The sequence below is a fragment of the Actinomadura xylanilytica genome, from assembly GCF_030283145.1.
Lineage (GTDB): Bacteria > Actinomycetota > Actinomycetes > Streptosporangiales > Streptosporangiaceae > Spirillospora > Spirillospora xylanilytica.
Genome location: NZ_JASNWE010000001.1, coordinates 2068875 through 2089785, shown reverse-complemented (window position 1 = coordinate 2089785; position 20911 = coordinate 2068875). Strand labels below are relative to the sequence as shown.

General features: G+C 75.1%; 19 protein-coding genes. 8 read left to right on the top strand and 11 right to left on the bottom strand.

The annotated features are described in order from the left end of the window. Positions 1-145 precede the first annotated feature (145 nt). From QP090_RS09670 to QP090_RS09660, 3 genes are all read right to left on the bottom strand, one after another. Positions 146-1375, bottom strand: a complete 1230-nt coding sequence (locus tag QP090_RS09670; protein ID WP_285938231.1) for a cytochrome P450 family protein — start codon at positions 1373-1375, stop codon at positions 146-148. Positions 1376-1522: 147 nt separating this feature from the next. Beyond that, the gene (locus QP090_RS09665) at positions 1523-2068 is read right to left on the bottom strand and encodes a CofD/YvcK family protein (RefSeq protein WP_285938230.1); all 546 of its coding nucleotides are present in this window, start codon (positions 2066-2068) and stop codon (positions 1523-1525) included. A gap of 57 nt (positions 2069-2125) precedes the next feature. Continuing rightward, complete coding sequence (locus QP090_RS09660) at positions 2126-2620, bottom strand: Lrp/AsnC family transcriptional regulator (protein WP_285938228.1); 495 nt, start codon at positions 2618-2620, stop codon at positions 2126-2128. Positions 2621-2802: 182 nt separating this feature from the next. Between QP090_RS09660 and QP090_RS09655 the strand changes: the two genes are divergently transcribed. After that, positions 2803-5103: a thiamine pyrophosphate-binding protein gene (locus tag QP090_RS09655; protein ID WP_285938227.1), complete on the top strand. Its 2301-nt coding sequence runs from the start codon at positions 2803-2805 to the stop codon at positions 5101-5103. 46 nt (positions 5104-5149) lie between these two features. Here QP090_RS09655 and QP090_RS09650 read toward each other — a convergent pair whose 3' ends face one another. Next, the gene (locus QP090_RS09650; RefSeq protein WP_285938226.1) at positions 5150-6430 is read right to left on the bottom strand and encodes a sensor histidine kinase; all 1281 of its coding nucleotides are present in this window, start codon (positions 6428-6430) and stop codon (positions 5150-5152) included. Continuing rightward, complete coding sequence (locus tag QP090_RS09645; RefSeq protein ID WP_285938225.1) at positions 6427-7083, bottom strand: response regulator transcription factor; 657 nt, start codon at positions 7081-7083, stop codon at positions 6427-6429. Before QP090_RS09645 ends, QP090_RS09650 begins: the two co-directional genes overlap by 4 nt. 206 nt (positions 7084-7289) lie before the next feature. Here QP090_RS09645 and QP090_RS09640 point away from each other — a divergent pair, with 206 nt between their 5' ends. From QP090_RS09640 to QP090_RS09625, 4 genes are read left to right on the top strand one after another with little or no spacing between them, the layout of a single operon-like run. After that, the gene (locus QP090_RS09640; RefSeq protein ID WP_285938224.1) at positions 7290-7838 is read left to right on the top strand and encodes a hypothetical protein; all 549 of its coding nucleotides are present in this window, start codon (positions 7290-7292) and stop codon (positions 7836-7838) included. Further along, positions 7835-9082, top strand: coding sequence for a peptidoglycan-binding protein (locus QP090_RS09635; protein ID WP_285938223.1), 1248 nt, complete (start codon positions 7835-7837; stop codon positions 9080-9082). Before QP090_RS09640 ends, QP090_RS09635 begins: the two co-directional genes overlap by 4 nt. Beyond that, on the top strand, positions 9079-9840 hold the full coding sequence (locus QP090_RS09630; protein ID WP_285938222.1) for an ABC transporter ATP-binding protein: 762 nt from the start codon (positions 9079-9081) through the stop codon (positions 9838-9840). Before QP090_RS09635 ends, QP090_RS09630 begins: the two co-directional genes overlap by 4 nt. After that, positions 9840-11069: an ABC transporter permease gene (locus tag QP090_RS09625; RefSeq protein ID WP_285938221.1), complete on the top strand. Its 1230-nt coding sequence runs from the start codon at positions 9840-9842 to the stop codon at positions 11067-11069. The genes QP090_RS09630 and QP090_RS09625 overlap by 1 nt, the downstream gene beginning before the upstream one ends. A 213-nt stretch (positions 11070-11282) precedes the next feature. Here the strand turns inward: QP090_RS09625 and QP090_RS09620 are convergent, their stop codons facing one another. Continuing rightward, complete coding sequence (locus QP090_RS09620; protein ID WP_285938220.1) at positions 11283-11927, bottom strand: response regulator; 645 nt, start codon at positions 11925-11927, stop codon at positions 11283-11285. Next, positions 11927-13159, bottom strand: coding sequence for a sensor histidine kinase (locus QP090_RS09615; RefSeq protein ID WP_285938218.1), 1233 nt, complete (start codon positions 13157-13159; stop codon positions 11927-11929). The genes QP090_RS09620 and QP090_RS09615 overlap by 1 nt, the downstream gene beginning before the upstream one ends. A gap of 147 nt (positions 13160-13306) precedes the next feature. On the opposite strand from QP090_RS09615, the gene QP090_RS09610 reads away from it, so the two are divergent. Continuing rightward, entirely contained in the window at positions 13307-14389 is a 1083-nt protein-coding gene (locus QP090_RS09610) for an ABC transporter permease (protein ID WP_285938217.1), read from the top strand. Continuing rightward, complete coding sequence (locus tag QP090_RS09605; protein ID WP_285938216.1) at positions 14386-15075, top strand: ABC transporter ATP-binding protein; 690 nt, start codon at positions 14386-14388, stop codon at positions 15073-15075. The genes QP090_RS09610 and QP090_RS09605 overlap by 4 nt, the downstream gene beginning before the upstream one ends. 18 nt (positions 15076-15093) lie before the next feature. On the opposite strand, the gene QP090_RS09600 is transcribed toward QP090_RS09605, so the two are convergent. The 4 genes from QP090_RS09600 to QP090_RS09585 form a co-directional block, all read right to left on the bottom strand. Beyond that, positions 15094-15942, bottom strand: a complete 849-nt coding sequence (locus tag QP090_RS09600) for a cytochrome c biogenesis CcdA family protein (RefSeq protein ID WP_285938215.1) — start codon at positions 15940-15942, stop codon at positions 15094-15096. Beyond that, positions 15939-16703, bottom strand: a complete 765-nt coding sequence (locus tag QP090_RS09595) for a DsbA family protein (protein WP_285938214.1) — start codon at positions 16701-16703, stop codon at positions 15939-15941. The genes QP090_RS09600 and QP090_RS09595 overlap by 4 nt, the downstream gene beginning before the upstream one ends. 82 nt (positions 16704-16785) lie before the next feature. Further along, positions 16786-17688, bottom strand: coding sequence for a universal stress protein (locus QP090_RS09590; RefSeq protein ID WP_285938213.1), 903 nt, complete (start codon positions 17686-17688; stop codon positions 16786-16788). Positions 17689-17715: 27 nt separating this feature from the next. Continuing rightward, positions 17716-18579, bottom strand: coding sequence for a universal stress protein (locus tag QP090_RS09585; RefSeq protein WP_285938212.1), 864 nt, complete (start codon positions 18577-18579; stop codon positions 17716-17718). A gap of 149 nt (positions 18580-18728) precedes the next feature. Between QP090_RS09585 and pabB the strand changes: the two genes are divergently transcribed. Further along, positions 18729-20825 carry an aminodeoxychorismate synthase component I gene (pabB, locus tag QP090_RS09580; RefSeq protein WP_285938211.1) on the top strand — a complete coding sequence of 699 codons (2097 nt, stop codon included), beginning with the start codon at positions 18729-18731 and terminating at the stop codon, positions 20823-20825. The last annotated feature ends 86 nt before the right edge of the window (positions 20826-20911 follow it).

Sequence of the window (20911 nt, the reverse complement as noted above, 5' to 3'; positions counted from 1 at the left end):
AGATTCCGGCGGAATGGGGAGAAGCGCCGAGAGAGGGCGCCCCACCGTCCGAGATCGGGGCTTATGGGGCGTGTGTCCGTTTGGTGTGGACGGGTGCGCGGCGGCGCCCCGGCGGGTGCCGGGACGCCGCCGGGACCGTTCCGAATCAGCCGGGGACCGCGGCCTTGGCGCGCAGTTCCACCGGAATGGACAGCGGCCCGTGGGTGATGAACGAAGGCGAGTAGGGAATATCGTCCGCATCGACGGCGAGCCGCAATTCCGGGAGCCGGTTGAACAGCGCGGAAAGGGCGATGCGGCCTTCGAGCCGGGCGAGCGGCGCGCCAATGCAGAAATGCGGGCCGTAGCCGAACGCCTGGTGCGCGGGGTTCTCCCGGGTGATGTCGAAACGCTCGGCCTCCGCGCCGTACCGGTCGGGGTCGGTCCCCATTCCCCCGTAGCACGTCAGGAAGGCGTCGCCGGCGGGAACCGGCACGCCCGCGAGCGTCAGGTCGGTCATCGCGTACCGGAAGGGCGAGGCGGTGACCGGGGTGCGGTTCCGGAGGGTCTCCTCCACCACGTCCGGCCAGCGGTCCCCCTCGACCGCCAGGGCCCGCTGCTCGGGGTGGGTGAGCAGCGCGACGATGGCCTGCCCGAGCAGGTGCACGGTGGTCTCGTGCCCGGCGAGGATCATCAGCCAGAGGTTGGTGACCAGTTCGGCGTCCGACAGCGCGTCGTCCTCGTCGCGCACCCGGACCAGCCCGCTGGTCAGGTCGTCGCCCGGCTCGCGGCGCTTGCGGTCGACGAGCTCGGCCAGGTAGCCGAGCATGTCCTGGTTGGCGGCGGCGGCCTGCTCGCCGGTGGTGGTGTGCGCGATCAGCGTGCTGACCCAGCCGCGGAACTGGTGCAGCTCGGCCGTCGGCACCCCGTACAGCTCGCAGATCACCGAGATCGGCAGCGGCTCGGTGAAGCCGGGCACCAGGTCGGCCGTGCCGCCGGCCGCGAGCAGGCCGTCGATGTGCTCGGCCACCAGTGCCTCGATGCGCGGGGTCAGCGCCTCGACCCGGGACGGGGTGAAGGCGCGGGAGAGCAGCGTCCGCAGCCGCCGGTGGTCGGCCCCGTCCAGCACCTGGAGGTGCTCGCCCGTGACGAGCGGCCGCATCGGCCAGTCGGCCGGGACGCCGCCATTCTGGAGGGCCGCCCAGTGCCGCGGGTTGCGGGTGACGAGCTTGTTGTCGTGCGCGAGCAGCTCGGCGATCGCGTCGTGGCCGTTCACCGCCCACGCCGGGACGCCGCCGGGAAGCTCGATGCGGACGACCGGGCCGAGGTCGCGCAGCCGGGCCAGGGTGCGGCGGACGGGCTCGCCGGCGACGGGGAACTGGAAGGGGGAATCGGCCACGAAGCGCCTCCGGGGGAAAGGACGTCGACGGCACGCCGGCCCGCGGAAATCGGGCCGGACATGATCACGTGGCGATCTTAGGCCACCGGGAATACCGCCGCTCGCGCGGCCGGGGGCCGCCCTCCGGAACCGGCCCCGCCGGACGGCCTAGCGCTTGCCCGCCATGGTGTCGAGCTGGTCGAGGAGGTCGTCGACCAGTTCCTCGGGGCTGAACTCCATGACCCATTCGGCGAAGCTCGGCCCGTACTCCAGCATCGCGGCCCGGACGATCGCGGCGGGGTCGCCGGGCGGGGTGAGCCCGAAGGTCCGGCGCACCCAGTCGAGGTACTCGCGGCGGGCGGGCACGAGCCCCGCGTCGCCGTCCTCGATGACGGTGAGCAGCTCGAACAGCTCGCGCAGCCCGCGCGCGTCGACGCTGAGGTCGCCGTCCCCGCCGAAGAAGACGACGGGAAGCGTGCCGAGCTCGGCCCGGTCGTCGCACCGCCAGAGGGCGTAGACCGAGTCGGGGCCGCCCGCGGTGGCGAAGGGGATCAGCTGGTCCAGGCGGGCCCGGTCGGGATCGGGCCCGAACCAGGTGATCTCCCGGCGGGCCGGGTAGAACAGCTCGAACCCCGGCGCGAAGGGCCCGCTCTGCCGGTCGGCGAACCCTTTGAGCAGGTCGAGCTCGGGGATGGACGGACGCGCGTCGCTCATGAAGCCTCCTGGTGGGTGAACTGCGCGACGTTATCGCGTCCGGGCCGGGGAACCGCGTCAGCGGGGCGTCCTGCCCTCTTCGGCGAGGCGGCGCAGCAGCGGCGTGACGCGGTACTCGACGAGCTCGCGCATCACCAGCGCGGTCTGGGTGCGCTCGACGCCGGGGACGGCCAGGATCCGCCCGGCGACCCGGTAGAGGTCGTCGGCGTCCGCCGCGACCGTGTGGACGAGCAGGTCGGTGGCGCCGCTGACGCCGTGCACCTGGAGCACCTCGGGGATCTCGGCGAGCGCGCCCGCGACCTCGCCCAGCCGCCGCTGGGTGACCTGCGCGGTGATGAACGCGGTGAGCGGGTAGCCGAGGGCGCCGGGGGAGACGCGCCGTTCGAACGACTCCAGGCCGCGTTCCTGTTCGAGCCGGGTGATCCGGGCCTGCGCGGTGTTGCGCGACAGCCCGGCCTTCTCGGCGAGCGCGACGATGGTGGCGCGGGGGTGCCGGACCATCGCCAGCAGCAGCCGCGCGTCGGCCGGATCGATCCGCTGGTCGTCTTGCACGATGCTCACCTTCACGGGGGCAGGGGGCGGGGGGAGAGTGCATTATGCTCAAGTTTCTTGGCTCGTGTTGTGCATTAGAGCACGTCATGGTGTGCTCCGAGCAGTCAGTGCACACTCCGAGGGAGGATGCGGATCCGCCGGCGCTGCGCGGAGCGCGTCTTCGGTGAAGGCCGGTGAGAGAGATGACCGTTGCGGCACCCGCCGTGTCCGGCACCCTGCGCGAGATCGAGGGCCGCGTCCTGTGGCTCTCGGCGTCGATCGTCCACGAGGCGAACCGGGTGCGGCCCAACCCGTCCGGGCTGAAGGTCGGCGGGCACCAGGCGTCGTCGGCGTCGATGGTGTCGATCATGACCTCGCTCTGGTTCCGGCACCTGACCGCCGCCGACCGCGTGTCGGTGAAGCCGCACGCCTCCCCGGTGCTGCACGCGATCAACTACCTGCTCGGCGGGCTGGACGAGGCCTACCTGCCGACGCTGCGCGCGTTCGGCGGCCTCCAGAGCTACCCGAGCCGGTCCAAGGACCCCGACGCGGTCGACTACTCGACCGGCTCGGTCGGCATCGGCGCGACCGCGCCGATCTGGGGCGCGCTGGCCCGCCGCTACGTCGAGCGCGAGGACGGCCCGTCCGGCCGCCAGTACTCGCTGCTCGGCGACGCCGAGCTGGACGAGGGCGCGGTGTGGGAGGCGATCCTCGACCCGGCCGTGGCGCAGCTCGGCGAGATCGTGTGGATCGTCGACCTCAACCGGCAGTCGCTCGACCGGGTCGTCCCGGGCATCGCCGCCGGGCGGCTCCAGGGCATGTTCGGCGCGGCGGGCTGGCAGGTGCTGTCGGTGAAGTACGGGCGGGTGCTGGAGGACCTGTTCGCCCGTCCCGGCGGCGGCGCCCTGCGCGCCCGCATCGACGGGATGGCCAACCCCGAGTACCAGCGGCTGCTGCGCTGCGACGCCGCCGAGCTGCGCCGGCGGCTGCCCGGCGACGGCGCCGGCCGCGCCGAGATCGCCGCGCTCGCCGACGGGCTGGACGACGCGACGCTGCTGGCCGCGATCGGCGACCTCGGCGGCCACGACCTCGGCGCGCTGGACGAGGCGTTCGGCGCGATCGACGACACCCGGCCCACGGTGATCTTCGCGTACACGGTGAAGGGGTACGGGCTGCCCACCCGCGGCCATCCGCAGAACCACTCCTCGCTGCTCACCGCCGAGCAGATGCGCGAGCTGGCCGCCACGCTCGGCACCGACCCGGAGCGTCCCTGGAGCCGGTTCGGCGGCGAGGGCGCGGCCGGGCGGCTGTGCGCCGAGGTCGCCGAGCGGCTGCGCCGCGAGGACCGGCCCTGCGAGGCCGTCCCCGAGCTGCCCGCCGACATCGGCCGCACCCCGTCCGGCACCGCGACCACGCAGGCCGCCCTGGGCCGGACGCTGATGGACCTGACCCGGGAGGCGCCCGAGGCGGCCGGCCGCGTGGTGACCGTCTCGCCCGACGTCAGCTCCAGCACCAACCTCGGCGGCTGGGTCAACAAGGTGGGCGTGTGGTCGCCGAGCGAGCGGCGCGACTGGTTCGCCGACGACGCCGAGACGATCCTGCACTGGCAGGAGCGCCCGACCGGCCAGCACATCGAGCTCGGCATCGCCGAGACCAACCTGGTGGGCCTGCTCGGCGAGCTCGGCGCGACGTGGAGCCGCTGGGGCCGTCCGCTGCTGCCGATCGGGGTGCTGTACGACCCGTTCGTCCAGCGCGCGCTCGAGCCGTGGTCGTTCGGGATCTACGCGGGCGGCCAGTCGATCCTGGTCGGCACCCCGTCCGGGGTGAGCCTGGCGCCCGAGGGCGGCGCGCACCAGTCGATCACCACGCCGTCGCTCGGGCTGGAGCAGCCCGGCTGCGTCACCTACGAGCCGGCCTTCGCGATCGACGTCGAGTGGGCGCTGCTGGCCGGGCTCGCCCGGCTCGGCCGCCCGGACGGCACGTCGACCTACCTGCGGCTGTCCACCCGTCCGGTCGACCAGTCCCTGGCCGCGGTGCCGGGCGACCCGGCGGCCAGGGAGCGGCGCCGCCGCCAGTCCGTCGCGGGCGCCTACCCGCTGCGGCGGGCCGCCGACGCCCGGGTCACCATCGCCGCCATGGGCGCGGTGGTGCCCGAGGCGCTGGCCGCCGCCGACCACCTGGAGCGGCTCGGCATCGGCGCCGACGTGGTGTGCGTGACCAGCCCCGGCCTGCTGTACCGGGCGCTGCGCGCCCGGGGCGGGCAGGAGGACGCGCCGAGCTGGATCCTCGACCAGGCGTTCCCCGCCGGACGCGCCGCGCCGCTGGTCACCGTCCTGGACGGGCATCCGCACACGCTGACGTTCCTCGCCACGGTCAACCAGGTTCCGGTGACCTCGCTCGGCGTCACCCGGTTCGGCCAGTCCGGATCGCTGGAGGAGGTCTACCGCCACCACGGCATCGACGCCGACGCCATCGTCCAGGCCGCGCTCGACCACGCCGACTGATCACGACGGGACGGCGCCGCCGGCGGCATCGGGGGTACGCGCGGACTCAGCGCGGCGGGAGGGTGGCGGTGACCGTCAGGCCGCCGCCCGGTCGGGGCACGGCGCCGACCTCGCCGTCGTGCGCGAGCGCGATGGCGCGGACGATCGACAGGCCGAGCCCGACGCCCTTGGCGGTGACGAGCCGGTCGGTGTCGAGGCGGCGGAACGGCTCGTAGAGGGCGGGGATCTCGTACGCCGGGACGGCCGGGCCGGAGTTGGAGACCTCCACTTCGGCGCGCCCGTCGCGGGTGCGGCTGGTGACCCGGACCCAGCCGCCGTCTCCGGTGTTGTGCCTGATGCCGTTCTCCACCAGGTTCTGCACCAGCCGTTCCAGCAGCAGCGCGTCGCCCGTGCAGGGCGCCTCGCCCGCGTCCTCGTGCACGGTGATCCCGGCCTGCCGGGCCTCCGGCACGGTCTGTGCGACGACGTGCCCGACGATGTCGGCGAGGTCGACCGGGGCGCGTCGGGTCAGCTCGTTCTCCGAGCCGGCCAGCAGCAGCAGCCCGGTGATCAGCCGCTCGTGCCGTGAGTTGATCTCCAGTAGGTGCTCGCCGAGCCGCCGGACGTCGGCTGAGGCGGACGGGCGGTGCATCGCCACCTCGACCAGCGCGCGGCCGAGCGTGAGCGGGGTGCGCAGCTCGTGCGAGGCGTTGGCGACGAAGCGGCGCTGCCCGTCGAAGGACCGGTCCAGCCGCTCCAGCATGGCGTCGAAGGTGTCGGCGAGCTCCTTGACCTCGTCGTCGGGGCCGCGCAGTGCGATCCGCTCGTGCAGCCCGCGGCCCGCGCCGGGGGCGCTCGCGATCCGCCCGGCGGTCTCGGTGACCCGGTGCAGCGGCCCGAGCATCTGCCCCGCGATGAGCCAGCCGAGCCCCGCCGCCGCGCCGCCGACCACCAGCAGCGCGATCCCGCCCTGGGTGATCAGGGACGTGGTCGCCGCGTCGTGCAGCCGGTCCTGCTCGCGCCGCATCCACCGATCGGCGGCGGGACCGCTGACCATGCCGTCCGGGGTGAACGCGAAGACCTGCCTGCCGGCGGAAGAGGGAGCGGTGCCGGAGGAAGAGGGAGCGGCGGCGGGCCTGCCGGACGGGGCGGACGTGGGGGGCGGGGCGCCCGGCGTCTTGCGGATCTGGGCCATGACCTTCGGGCCGGACTTGGAGATCTGCTGGTTGAACAGCACGTAGGTGGAGCCGAGCAGGATCAGCCCGGCGATGAGGAACAGCCCGCCGTAGGTGAGGGTCAGCCGGGCCCGCAGCGGCATCCGGCGGGGGAGCAGTCTCCGGAGCTTCACGGGATCCGGTACCCCGCTCCGGTGACGGTCTCGATCAGGGGCGGGTCGGCGAGCTTGCGGCGCAGCTTGAGGACGGTGAGCCGGACCGCGCCGGTGAAGGGATCGGCGTGCTCGTCCCACACCTTCTCCAGCAGCCGTTCGGCGGAGACCAGCGCGCCGTCGGCGCCCAGCAGCTCGGCCAGGACGGCGAACTCCTTCCTCGCCAGCGGGACGTAGCGGCCGTCGCGGAAGACCTCCCGGCGGGCCGGGTCGAGGCTGATCCCGGCCCGGCGCAGCACCGGGGGCGCGGCCGGACGGGAGCGCCGGCCGAGCGCCAGGACGCGGGCGGCGAGCTCGCTGAAGGCGAACGGCTTGGTCAGGTAGTCGTCGGCGCCGAGGCCGAGCCCGGCGACGCGGTCGGTGACCTCGGCGGCGGCGGTGAGCATCAGCACCCGCGGCGCCGCTCCGGCCTCGACCAGCTCGCGGCAGACGTCGTCGCCGTGCACCACCGGAAGGTCCCGGTCCAGGATCACCACGTCGTAGTCGTTGACGCCGGCCCGTTCGAGGGCGGCCTCCCCGTCGCGGGCGAGATCGACGGCGTGGGCCTCGGCCCGCAGCCATTCGGCGATCGCATCGGCGAGCAACGGCTCGTCCTCCACCACCAGCACCCGCATGTGTCCGTTCCTTTCTCAGGCCGCTCGGCGATGGCCGCCGGGCCTCCGCGCCCATGATCCTCTCGGGCGCGGCGTTTCCTTTCTGTTAGGAACGTCCGCCCTGGAAAGTGGAAGTACGGAGGAAACGCAGGGGAAACGCCCCGCCCGGTTGCATCGACCTCTGCCAGGCCGGAGCACGTCCGGCCGGAGAACGAGGAGACGACACGATGCGATCCCGAACTCGCGGTGCTCTGGCGCTGCTGCCCCTGGTACTGGCCCTGACGCTGACCGGATGCGGTTCCGGCGACGAGGATGGGGGCAAGGGTGCCGGCGGGGTGGCCGGCGGCCCCGCGGCGGGCGGCCCCGGCGGCGATGTGGCGGACAAGCAGGTGAAGTTCGCCGAGTGCATGCGCAAGAACGGCGTCGACATGGACGACCCCGAACCCGGCAAGGGCATCATGGTCAAGTCGACGCCCGGCTCGGACAAGGGAGCCATGGACCGGGCGATGGCGGCCTGCCGCCAGTTCGGCCCGGAGGCGAACGCGTCGCCGGGCGCCCATCCGGAGCAGGAGAAGAGGGCCGCCGACTTCGCCGCGTGCATGCGCAAGAACGGGGTGGACTTCCCCGATCCCGAGCCGGGCCAGGTCGGGATCAAGATCGACAAGAAGGTTGGCGACGACCCGGACTTCCCCAAGGCCCAGAAGGCGTGCCAGAGCGTCTTCGCCGGCGGCCCCGGCGGCTTCTCCGCCGGGCCCGGCGGCGGGGCCGGCAAGTGACCGGAGACACCTCCGTCGAGAACCGCACGGACCCGCCGGACGACACGGGCGGCGCGTCACCCGACGTGTCCGGTGCGTCGTCCGGCGTGTCCGGTACGGCACCCGGCGCGTCCTCGGGCTCGGGAGAAGGCGCGGAGGTGGCGGCGGGGCCCCAGGGGGTGCGCCGCCGCCGCGGTCGACGCCGCGTCCGCCGGTCCGCGGTCGCGGTGGCCGTCCTGGGGGCGGGAGGCGCCGCCGTCGCCGCGATGCTCGGGCTCGGCGGCGCCTCGACGGGCGGCTCGGTGTCCAACGGGTTGCCGCCGCGGACCGCGACGGTGACCAGGCAGACCCTCAACGACACCCAGACCGCCGACGGGAAGCTCGGATTCGGCACCACCTTCACCGCCACCAGCCGGCTCCCCGGGACGCTGACCCGGCTGCCCGAGAGTGGCGGCGAGATCACCCGCGGCCACGCGCTGTACTCGGTGGACGACGACCCGGTGGTCCTGATGTACGGCGAGAAACCCGCCTACCGCACGCTGAAGCAGGGCACCGAGGGCCCGGACGTCCGCCGGCTCGAGAAGAACCTGAAGGCGCTCGGGTACAGCGGCTTCACCGTCGACGACGAGTACGACGCCGACACCGCCGCCGCGGTCGAGCGGTGGCAGGACGACAAGGGCCTGAAGGAGACCGGGGTCGTCGAGCTCGGCCGCGTGGTGTTCACGCCCGGCCCGATCCGGGTGGACGCTCTCCAGGCGGGCGAGGGCGACCCGATGGCGCCCGGCCGCAAGGTGCTCACCTTCACCGGCACGTCCAAGGCGGTCACCGTGGACCTCGAGGCCGCCGACCGGCGGCTCGCGAAGAAGGGCGCCAAGGTCGACGTCGACCTCCCCGACAACACCACGGTGAAGGGTCGGATCGACGAGGTGTCCACGGTGATCGAGCCGGGTGCCGGGCCGGACGACGACCCGTCCACCAAGGTCGAGGTGATCGTGGAGCTGGTGGGAGCGAAGGCGCAACGCGCGGCCGATGCCTACGCCCTCGCCGCCGTGGACGTGACCTTCACCGCCGGCACCCGCGACGACGTGCTCACCGTGCCGGTCGCGGCGCTGGTGGCGCTCGACCGCGGCGGGTTCGGCCTGGAGGTCGTCAGGGGCACCGGCACGTCCTACGTCCCGGTCACCGCCGGACTGTTCGCGGCCGGCCGGGTGGAGGTCTCCGGCGCGGGCATCGCCGAGGGCACTGTGGTGGGGACGGCGAAATGATCTCTCTGACGGACGTGACGAAGTCCTACCCGGGCGGCGTCACCGCGCTCGGCGGCGTCTCGCTGCACGTCGCCCGCGGGGAACTGGTGGCGATCGTGGGCCCGTCCGGGTCCGGGAAGTCGACGATGCTGAACGTGCTCGGCACGCTCGATCGCCCGACGTCGGGCACCGTGCGGATCGACGGCCACGATGCCGGACGGCTGTCGGACGCGAAGCTGTCGGCGCTGCGGGCGACCCGCATCGGCTTCGTGTTCCAGCAGTTTCACCTGGCACGGGGAACCTCCGCGCTGGACAACGTGGCCGACGGACTCCTGTACTCGGGGCTGCGGCCGGGCGAGCGGCGCAGGCGGGCCGCGGCGGCGCTGGCGCGGGTCGGCCTGGCCAAGCGCGTGGACCACGAGCCGCACGAGCTGTCCGGCGGCGAGCGGCAGCGTGTCGCGATCGCGCGCGCCGTCGCCGGCGATCCGCCGCTGCTGCTGGCCGACGAGCCGACCGGCGCCCTCGACTCGGTCTCGGGCGAGGGGGTGATGCGGCTGCTGCGCGACCTGCACGCCGCCGGCACCACCGTGGTGATCATCACGCACGACCGGGAGATCGCCGCCGCCCTGCCCCGGCAGATCCGGATGCGCGACGGCCTCGTCGTGGCCGACTCGGTGGCCCCCGGCGGCATCTCCGCGGTCCCCGGCGGCACGGCGGCCGTCCCCGGCATCACTCCGGCCGCGGCCGGAAGTGCCGACGTCGCGTCCGGGGCGGGCTGATGGCCGCCGGGTCAGCACCGACACCGGCCGCGGGGACGCTGCGTCCGGCCCGCTTGGGGCCGGGCGACGTGGTCAAGGTCGGCGCGGTGGGGCTGCGCACCCGTCCGATGCGGGCGTTCCTGTCCGCGCTCGGGATCGCCATCGGGATCGCCGCGATGGTCGCCGTCGTGGGCATCTCCTCCTCCTCCCGCGCCGGCCTGGACCGCACCCTGTCCGCGCTCGGGACCAACCTGCTCACCGTCGCGCCGGGCACCACCCTGACCGGGGAACAGGCCCGGCTGCCGCTGGAGGCCGAGGCGATGGTGGAACGGATCGGGTCGGTGCGGTCGGTGTCGGCGGTCGGCCGGATCGCGGACGCGAAGGTGTACCGCACCGGCAGAATCCCCAAGAGCGAGACCAACGGGATCGGCGTCTACGCCGCGCGCACCGACCTGACCGCCACCGTCGGCGTCCGGCTGAGGAGCGGCACCTGGCTCAACGGCGCCAGCGGACGGTACCCGGCGGCCGTCCTCGGCGCGACCGCCGCGGAACGGCTCGGCATCGGCCACGCCGGACCCGGTGCGCGGATCCTGGCCGGCGGGCGGTGGTTCACCGTGGTCGGCATCCTCGCCCCGTCCGAGCTCGCGCCCGACTTGGACGCCGCGGTGCTGATCGGCTGGCCGGCGGCCCAGTCGGCACTGGCCTTCGACGGGCGTCCGACGACCGTCTACACCCGTTCGGCCGAGGACGGCGTGGAGCGGGTCAGGGACCTGCTCGGCGCCACCGCCAACCCGGAGGCGCCCAACGAGGTCCAGGTGTCCCGGCCGTCCGACGCGCTCGCGGCCCAGCAGGCCGCGGGCGAGGCGTTCACCGGGCTGCTCCTCGGGCTCGGCGCGGTGGCGCTGCTCGTCGGCGGCGTCGGGGTCGCCAACACCATGGTCATCTCGGTGCTGGAACGGCGCGCGGAGATCGGGCTGCGCCGGTCGCTGGGCGCGACCCGGGGACAGATCCGTGGCCAGTTCCTCGCTGAGTCGCTGCTGCTGTCGGCCCTCGGGGGCGCGGGCGGTGCGCTGATCGGTACCGCGGTCACCTCCGGCTATGCCCTCGTCCAAGGCTGGCCGGTCGTCGTCCCGGCGTGGGCGGTGCTCGGCGGCATCGCGGCGACGCTCGCCATCGGCGCCCTCGCCGGCCTCTACCCGGCGATCCGCGCCTCCCGCCTCTCGCCCACCGAGGCGCTCGCCGCGACATGACCGCAGGACGCCGGGCCGGGACGGGAGCCGTCCCGGCCCGGTGGCGTCCGCCGCATCGGCCCTCCTCCTGTCGGGCGCACGGGACGTCGCGGTGCCGGGCGATCGGGCGTGACGCTACCCGCCTTCGTGTTACGCCACCCTGCTTGAGCTGCGCAAACGGCCGGCCAGGGGGTTCGTGCGGGCGTTCGGCGGTTCCGCTGGGCGGCGCCGGTCTCAGCCGGGGCGGATGAGGCCGCGCCGGGTCGCCGCGGCGACGGCGGCGGTGCGCGAGTCGACGCCGAGCTTGGCGTAGATGTGCACCAGGTGGGTCTTGACGGTGGTCTCGCTGAGGAAGAGCCGCTTGCTGATCTGCCGGTTCGACAGGCCCTCGGCGACCAGCCCCAGCACCTCCAGCTCGCGGCCGGTGAGCGCGGCGGGGGCGCGCATCCGCCCGATCAGCCGGGACGCGACGCTGGGCGCGAGCGCGCTGTCGCCCGCGGCGGCCGAGCGGATGGCGGCGTGCAGCTTGTCGGGCGGGGCGTCCTTGAGCAGGTAGCCGGTCGCCCCGGCCTCGATCGCGGCGAGGATGTCGGAATCGGTGTCGAAGGTGGTCAGCACGAGCACCCGCGGCGCCGCCGCCCCGGGCGGGCTGCCGGTGATCTGCCGGGTGGCGTCGCTGCCGTGCATGCCCGGCCCGAGCTGGAGGTCCATGAGCACCACGTCGGGCCGCAGCCGCCCGGCCTCGGCGACCCCCTCCTCGCCCGTCGCGGCCTCGCCCACCAGCTCGAAGTCGGGCTGGTCGAGCAGCATCGCGCGGATGCCCGAGCGCACCACCGGGTGGTCGTCCACCAGCAGGATGCGTATCGGCGCGCCGCTCATCAGGTCGCCTCCTCGGGCAGCGGGTCCCCGTCCGGGGGCGGGGTCCCGCCGGGGGGCGGGGTCTCGTCCGGGAGCGGCAGCGTGGCGGCCACCGCCGTGCCCTCGCCCGGCGCGGACTCGACGGTGAGCGTGCCGCCCACCGCGCGGGCGCGCTCGCGCATGGCGCGCAGCCCGAAGCCCGTCCCGTCGGAGCCGGGGGCGCCGCGCGGGTCGAAGCCGCACCCGTCGTCGTAGACGTCGAGGACGACCAGGTCGTCGAGGAAGGTCAGCGTCACGCCCGCGTTCCCGGCACCGGAATGCCGGGCGACGTTGCCGAGCGCCCCCTGGGCGATGCGCAGCAGCGCCACGTCGTGGCCGATGGGCAGCGCCACGGGCGTGCCGGACACCTCGAACCGCACCCGGGTGGGGGTGCGCGCCGCCGCCGACTCGGTGACGCGGCGCAGCGCGTCGGCCAGCGACGAGCCGCGCAGCGCGGGCGGGGCCAGCGCGCGGACGAACCCGCGGGCCTCCTCCAGGTTCTCGGCGGCGGCCTCCTCGGCCTCCAGCAGCCGCGCGTCGGCGGCGGCGCGGTCGGTGTCGAGATCGCGGCGGACGGCGCGGAGCAGCAGGATGATGCTGGACATCCCCTGGGCGAGCGTGTCGTGGATCTCGCGGGCCAGCCGCTCGCGCTCGGCGAGCCGGGCGGCGTCGCCCTCGGCCCGGACGAGCCGTTCGCGGGTGCTGACCAGGTCGCCGATGAGCCGCCGGCGCGCCTCGCTCTCCCGGTACAGCGCCCGGTAGGCCATGGACATCAGGGTGGCCACCGCGGCGCCGATGCTCGGCCCGAGCACCTGCGCGAGGGTGAGGGTGTGGGTGTGCCAGCCGATGGTCGCGACCGCGGCGGCCGTCATCAGCACCACCCCGGGCAGCGCGACCGGCAGCGGCAGCAGGTGGTGGTAGACGAAGAACAGCGGGAACGCCAGCCAGACGAAGTCGGGGGACGCCAGCGCCAGCGCGATCCAGGCGAGGGTGAGCAGCGCCAGCCAGCCGCGGCCCTGGGCCGCCGACGTCCGCCAGTGGCCGAACGTGACGCCGGCCACGTAGAGCGCGCCGAGGGCCAGGCCGCCGGCCGCCGCCGCGTACAGGCCGTCGTTCAGCACCTGGACGGCGGCGATCGCGAGCAGCACGAGGAAGGTGCCGTGCACGGCCCAGCCGAGCAGGCGCACCGCCGGCGAGAACGGATCGTCCCTCATGTCTCACTCAGCGTAGGCGTCAGGTGCGGTGCCCGCATCGATCGAAAGGTTGATTCCGGCGGATCGACCGCACGATGCGCCGGCCCCGCCCGGCGCCGCACGCTGGGAGGAGTCCAGATCGGACCCTCGAAAGAACGGAGGTGGGACGTGTTCGTCGCGCTCAGGGATCTGCGCTTCGCCAAGGGGCGGTTCGCGCTCATGGGCTCGGTCGTGCTGCTCATCACCGTGCTGGTGACCATGCTGTCGGGCCTCACCGCCGGGCTGGCCCGGGACAACATCTCGGCGATCGGCGACCTGCGGGCCGACCACCTCGTCTTCTCCGGCGGGGAGGGCGACGGCAAGATCTCCTTCTCCGACAGCCGGATCACCGAGCGCGCGTGGCAGGGCTGGCAGGACGTCCCCGGGGTGCGGGCCGAGCCGCTCGGCATCTCGATGAACCGCCTCACCTTCGGCGCGAGCGGCGAGAGCGGCGCGTCCGCCGCCCTCTTCGGCGTCCGGCCGGGCACCGCGGCGGCCCCGGCCGGCACGGCGCCGTCCGCCGGGACGGTCGTGCTGTCGGCCGGCCTCGCCGAGGAGAGCGGCCTCAAGCCGGGGACGAAGGTCCAGGTGGCCGGACACCCCCTCACGGTCGCGGGCACCGGCGCGGCCTCGTCCTACAGCCACGCCCCGGTGGCCTGGCTGAACCTGTCCGACTGGCGGACGATCTCGTCCCAGGGGCCCGGCCAGGTGGGCACGGTGCTCGCCCTGAGCACCAGCGGCGGCGCCGACCTCGCGGCGGCCGACCGCAAGCTCGGCACCACCACGGTCGCCCGCGCGGACGCGCCGGCGGCGATCTCCTCGTACTCCGCCGAGAACGGCTCGCTCCAGCTCATGCGCGGGTTCCTGTTCGTGATCTCGGCGCTGGTCATCGGCGCGTTCTTCACCGTCTGGACGATCCAGCGGCGCGGCGACGTGGCGGTGCTCAAGGCGCTCGGCGCGAGCACCGGCTACCTGCTGCGCGACGCGCTCGCCCAGGCGGTGATCGTCCTGCTGCTGGGCGCGGGCGCGGGCGGGGCCATCGCCGCGGCGGGCGGGCTGCTGGCGCAGGGCGGCGTCCCGTTCGTCCTCTCGGCCGCGACCACGGTCGTCCCGGTGGCGATCATGATCCTGCTCGGTGCCGCGGGCGCCGCCCTGGCCATCCGAAAGATCACCTCCGTCGACCCGCTGACCGCGCTGGGAGCCTCCCGATGACCCTGCACCTGACCTCGATCACGCTGACCTACCCCGACGGCGACCGCACCCTGACCGCGCTCGACGCGGTCGACCTCGGCGTCGGCGCGGGCGAGTTCGCCGCCGTCACCGGCCCGTCCGGGTCGGGCAAGTCCAGCCTGCTGGCCGTCGCGGCGACGCTGATCGCCCCGGCGTCCGGGCGGGTGGCGGTGGCCGGGCGCGAGGTGTCCGAGCTCGGCCCCGCCGCGCGGGCCCGGCTGCGCCGCGACCACATCGGGATCGTCTTCCAGCAGCCCAACCTGCTCGCCTCGCTGACCGCGCTCGACCAGCTCGCCGTGATGGCGCACCTGGCGGGCCGGTCGCCGCGGCGGGCGGCGGGCCGGGCCGGCGAGCTACTGGACGCGGTCGGCCTCACCGGCCAGGCGCACAAGCGCCCGCACCAGCTCTCCGGCGGGGAGCGGCAGCGGGTCAACATCGCCCGCGCGCTGATGAACGAGCCCGAGGTGCTGCTGGTCGACGAGCCGACCAGCGCCCTCGACCACGACCGGGGTGCGCGGATCGTCGACCTGCTCGGCCGGCTGACCCGCGAGCACGGCCTGGCCACCGTCATGGTCACGCACGACCTGGCCCAGCTCGGCGCGGTCGACCGGGTCTACTCGATGGCCGACGGCCGGCTCACCGAGGGGGCGGCGACGCGGGCCGCCTGACCCGGCCGGGCCGCACCTTCAGGGGTCGGCGGGGTCGGAGGTCTCGGCCGGGTCCGGACGGTGCTTCGGGGCGGCGGCGCGCAGCCGCCAGAGGGTCAGCGCGGCCACGACCAGGGCGAGGACGGCGATGAGGACCAGGTCGGGGACCCGGACGCCGGTCGCCAGGTCGTTCAGGGCGTCGGTCCAGGACGACGGAGGAGCGGGGACGACCGACAGGGTCGTCCCGCCGGACGCCAGGAAGAGCACGCCGAGTGCGGCGAAGACCGTGCCGGAGATCAGCGTGGTGGTGTGCAGCCGGAGCGGGCCGAGGCGGACGCCCCGGCCGCGGAGCCAGCGGCGATGGCCCAGGTCGTAGCGTTCCCACAGGGCCGCGAGCACGAACAGCGGGGCGGTCATCCCGGCGGCGTAGACGGCCAGCAGCAGCCCTCCGCGCAGCGCCTGGCCCGACGTGGCCGCGACCGTGAGGACGGCGCCGAGGATGGGCCCGGTGCAGAAGCCGGTGAGGCCCGACACCGCGCCGAGCGCGAGGATCGCTGGCCAGGAGTCGCCGCGGACCCGGCCGCGCAGCCGGGCGACCGGCGAGAAGCCGCCGCCCGCGAACTGGAGCACCCCGAACCCGATCAGCAGCAGGCCCGCGACGACGCTCAGCGCCCGCTGGTGCCCGAAGACGAGCCGTCCGGCCTGGGCGGCGCCCATGCCGAGCGGCACCATCGCGGCGGCCAGGCCCGCGTAGAACACCCCGGTGCGGGCCAGCAGCGCCGCGCGGCCGGTGACGCCGTAGGCGAAGAACGCGGGCAGCAGCAGCGCCCCGCACGGGCTGACCAGGGTGAACAGCCCGCCGAGGAACGCCCCGAGGTATCCGATCACCGGGCCCGCCGGGCTTCCTCGATCCGCTTCACGAACTCCTTGATCGGCTGGTCGCCGAAGAACGGGGTGCCGTCGATCAGGAACGCCGGGGTGCCCGGCACGCCGAGCCGCTGCCCGAACCCGTAGTCCTCGTCGACCGCGCGGCGCAGCGCCGGGTCGCGCCGGTCGGTGTCGAAGCGGGCCAGGTCGAGGCCGAGCCGCCCGGCGATCCCGCGCAGGTAGCCGTCGGTGAGGTGGCCGGACCGCTCCGGGAACTGCTTGGCGTACAGCGCGTCGTGGAACTGCCAGAACCTGCCCTGGCGGCCCGCCGCCCGCGCCGCGACCGCCGACCGGGTCGACTCCTTGCCCGCCCACGGGAAGTCGCGCCAGATGAACTGCGCGACGCCCGTGTCGACGTACCGGCGGACCAGCTCGGGCTTGGTGCGCCGGGCGAACGTCCCGCAGCTCGGGCACTGGTAGTCGCCGAACTCGACGATGGTGACCGCCGCGTTCGGCACGCCCTGCCGGACGGTCTGGTCGACCGGGGGCGGCGTCGGCCCGGGGATCGTCGCCGGCCCGCCGGGGGTGGCCCCGTCCAGGGACGGCGCCACCTCCTCTCCGTCGCCGGAGGCATCGCCGGACGGGTCGTCGGAGGCGTTGCCGGACGCGGTGCCGGACCGGTGCTCCGGGTCACGTCCGGTGAAGGTGCCCACCGCCATGACCCCGAGGACCAGGACCGCCACGACCGCCGCCACCAGCACTCGCCGGCGTGAGCCGCTCATCGAACACCCCTCCCCAGACTCCGGACCGCAGGGAGACCCCGCACCCCGAGGGTAGATGCGGCGGGGACCTGTGAGGCCACGCTCACTCGCGCGGGCGAACCACCGCGACGGGGCTGTGCGCGTGGTGCAGGACCCCGTGGCTGACCGAGCCGAGCAGCGCCGCGCCCGCCGGGTGCCGGCCCCGCGCGCCGATGGCGACCAGGTCGGCGCTCCGGGACGTCTCCGCGAGCGCCTGCACCGGATGGTCCCGGACGAGCGACTCGACCACCTCCACGGACGGGTGGAGCTGCCGGAACCGCCCGTACGCGTCCCGCAGCCGCGCCGCCAGGGTGTACTCCAGCTCGGTCAGGTCCACCCCGTACCTGGACTGGACGAAGGCGGGGTCCAGCCGGTGGGCGTGGACGATGCGCAGCCGCGCGCCGCGCAGGGCGGCGGCCTCGAAGGCGTAGGCCAGCACCGGATACGACGCGTCGGTCAGGTCGACGCCCGCGACGACCTCCCTGTGCGCGTCCCACCGGTGCTCGTCCAGCGCCCGCCGGTCCCAGTCCGGGCCGGTGCCGCGGACGACGACGACCGGCCCGGCCGCGCGGCCCGCGACCCGCAGCGCCACCGACCCGGCCAGCAGGCCCGCGAAGCCGCCGTGGCCGCGGTGCCCGACGACGGTCTCGTAGGCCCCCTCCGAATGATCGTGCAGGATCGTGACGATGCCCGTGGTGACCGCCTCGGTGGACACCCGCACGCCCGGCTGCCGCGCCTGCGCCAGGTCGCGGGCGGCCCGCAGGATCCCGCGCCCGTTGTCGCCGAGCCGGTACGCGCCCGGGGTGGGCGGCACCACCGGGATGTCGAACGGCCAGGTCTCGACGGCGTGCACCACGTGCAGCGGCCGTCCGCGCAGGGCCGCGTCGTCGGCCGCCCAGGCCACCGCGCGCTCGGCGCCGGGCGATCCGTCCGTCCCGACCAGGACGGCTTCGAGCACCTCGGGCATGGTCATCTCCCTGTTCCGGACGCGGTGTCACACCCGCGGGATCGCGTGCACGATCGCGACCGGGCAGGGCGCGCGTTGCAGCATCGTCAGCGCCGTGACCCCGAGGTTCTGGGGGTGCGCGTGCGGACCGGAGCGGTCGCCGACCACCAGCAGCGCGGCGTCCTTCGCGGCGTCCAGCAGGGCCGGGCGCGGCCCGTCCATGATCAGTGAGGTGTGCGCGTCCACCTGCGGGTACTTCACCCGCCAGGGCGCGACCGAGCCTTCCAGCCGGGCGCCGCAGCGCCGCCGCAGCGCCTCCTGGTCGGCGTAGGGGGCCAGGTCCTCGCCGGGGCCGCCGGGGTCCCAGCAGCCCGACACGGCCCGCAGCCGCCGCCCGCGCAGCGCCGCCTCCTCGAACGCGAACCCGACCGCGGCGTCGGAGCCGGCGTCGGCGGCGGAGGAGTCGACGCCGACGACGACCGCGCCGTCCGCGGGCCCCTCCCGGCGGACGACGATCACCGGGCCGTGCGCGTGCGCCGGCAGCCGCAGCACGGTCGATCCCACCGGGACCTCGTCGGGGTCGCGCGAGCCGATCACCACGAGCGCGCCCCCGGTGGACTGGAAGGCCAGCGCCGCGTTGGCGGGCCCGTCCATCAGCCGCGTCTGCACCGTGATCCCGGTCGCGCTCCGCCGCGCGACGAACTCGCCGTGCTCGAGGACGTGCTGGCCCATCCGCTGGACGACCGCCCGCGCCGCCGCGTCGGTGTACTTGGCGGGGTAGGGCCAGCGCCACGCGTGGCAGACCGTCAGCGGCAGGCGCCGGAGCCTGGCCTCCTCGACGGCCCAGGCGAGGGCGTCCTCGCTCTCCGTCGACCCGTCGTAGCCGGCGATCACCTGTTCCGGTCCGGTCATGGCGCCCTCCGTCCTCCCCTTGGCCTCCCCCGGGGCGGGTATGGCGAGCGTCAAGCCGAGTCGAGGGATGCGCAACGCCGCCCCGCGCGGCGACGGCCGCGGCCGATGCGGGAGGCTGGCGTCCCCGAGCGCCCGCGAACGAGGTGGCCATGCGCACGCTGCTGGTCGACAACCACGACTCCTTCACCTACAACCTCTTCCACCTGCTGGCCGAGGTGAACGGTGAGCCGCCCGCCGTCGTCCGCAACGACGAGGCCCTTCCCGGCGGGGCCGGGCTGGACGGCTTCGACAACGTGGTCCTCTCGCCCGGCCCCGGCACCCCGCGCGAACCCCGCGACTTCGGCCTTTGCCGCGCCGTCCTCGAAACGGCCCGGATCCCGCTCCTCGGCGTGTGCCTCGGCCACCAGGGCCTGGCCCTGGCGCACGGCGCGGACGTCGTCCCGGCGCCCGAGCCCCGGCACGGCCGCACCTCGCCGGTGGAACACGACGGGACCGGCCTGTTCGCCGGGCTGCCGTCCCCGTTCCAGGCGGTCCGCTACCACTCGCTGATGGCCGCGGACCTGCCCGGCGACCTGGAGGTGATCGCGCGGACCCCGGACGGCGTCGTCATGGCCCTCCGGCACCGGACGCTGCCCCGCTGGGGCGTGCAGTTCCACCCCGAGTCGATCTGCACCGAGCACGGCCGCCACCTGCTGCGCAACTTCCGTGACCTCACAGCCTCGTCCCGCCCCCGGAGCCGCCACCGCGCCCGCCCGCAGGCCCGGCGGGAGGCCGGGCAGGAGGCCCGGTCGCGGCTCCGCCCGCCCGCGTTCGAGGTCCTCGCCGGGGAGGTGCGGGTGCCGCTGCGGGACGAGGTGGTCTTCGACGCGCTGTTCCGTCCGGCCGAGTCCTCGTTCTGGCTGGACAGCGGCCGGCGGGACGGCGAGACGGGCCGGTTCTCGATGATGGGCGACGCGTCCGGGCCGCTCGCGCGCGTGGCGACCGCCGACGTGACGCGGGGCGTGGTGACGGTCCGCTCGGCCGGAGGCCGGTCGCGCGAGGTGCGCGCCGGCTTCTTCGACTGGCTGCGCGACGACCTGGAGGCGACCCGGGCGCGGGCCCCCGACCTGCCCTTCGGGTTCGCCCCGGGCTGGGTCGGCTACCTCGGCTACGAGCTGAAGGCCGAGTGCGGCGGGGCCGCCGCGCACCGGTCCGGCGACCCCGACGCGGCGATGATCTTCGCCGACCGGGCGCTCGTCTTCGACCACCTCACCGGCGTCACGCATCTGCTGGCCCTGGCCCGGCGCGGCGACGGGGCCGCCGCCCGCCGCTGGATCGACGACACGTCCCGGACGCTGCACGACCTGGCCCGCCGTCCCCCCGAGCCGATGCCCGCCGCCGAGCCCGGGACCGTCCCCGCGCGGGTGTCCCTGCGGCACGACCGGCGCGGCTACCTCGACCTCATCGGCGCCTGCCACGACGCGATCGTGCAGGGGGAGAGCTACGAGGTCTGCCTGACCAACATGCTGGAGGCACGGACCCGCCTGGACCCCTGGCTCGCCTACCGGTGGCTGCGCCGCGCCCACCCCGCGCCGCACGGGGCGCTGCTGACCCTCGGCACCCTGTCGGTGCTGAGCGCCTCACCCGAGCGGTTCCTGCGGGTGACCCGGGACGGGCGGGTGGAGTCGAGCCCGATCAAGGGGACCCGCCCGCGCGGCGCGACCCCCGCCGAGGATGAGGTGCTGCGCAAGGACCTGGCGGCGAGCGAGAAGGACCGCGCCGAGAACCTCATGATCGTCGACCTGGTCCGCAACGACCTCGGGCGGACCGCCGAGCTCGGCTCGGTGCACGTGCACCGGCTCTTCGAGGTCGAGACGTACGCGGGCGCCCACCAGCTCGTCAGCACGGTGCGGGCGCGGCTGCGCGCGGGCGTCTCCCCGGTGGAGTGCGTGCGCGCGGCCTTCCCCGGCGGCTCGATGACCGGCGCGCCCAAGCTCCGCACCATGGAGATCCTGGACGGTCTCGAACGCGGCCCGCGCGGCGTCTACTCCGGGGCGATCGGCTACTTCGCCGTCACGGGGGACGTGGACCTCGGCATCGTCATCAGGACGGCGGTGGTCACGCCCGGCCGCGTCCGCTACGGCGTCGGCGGCGCGATCGTGGCGCTGTCGGACCCGGCGGCGGAGTACGAGGAGACCGCGGTCAAGGCCGCGCCGGTCCTGGGCCTGCTCGGCACCGGATTCCCCGGCCGCGAGCGCCCGAGCTAGCTCCGCGGCGCCGGGTCCGGCCCCGCCGCGCCATCCGGGCTTCAGGAAGTGTTCAGGTCGGTGGGAGCATGCTTGGAGGTTCGTCC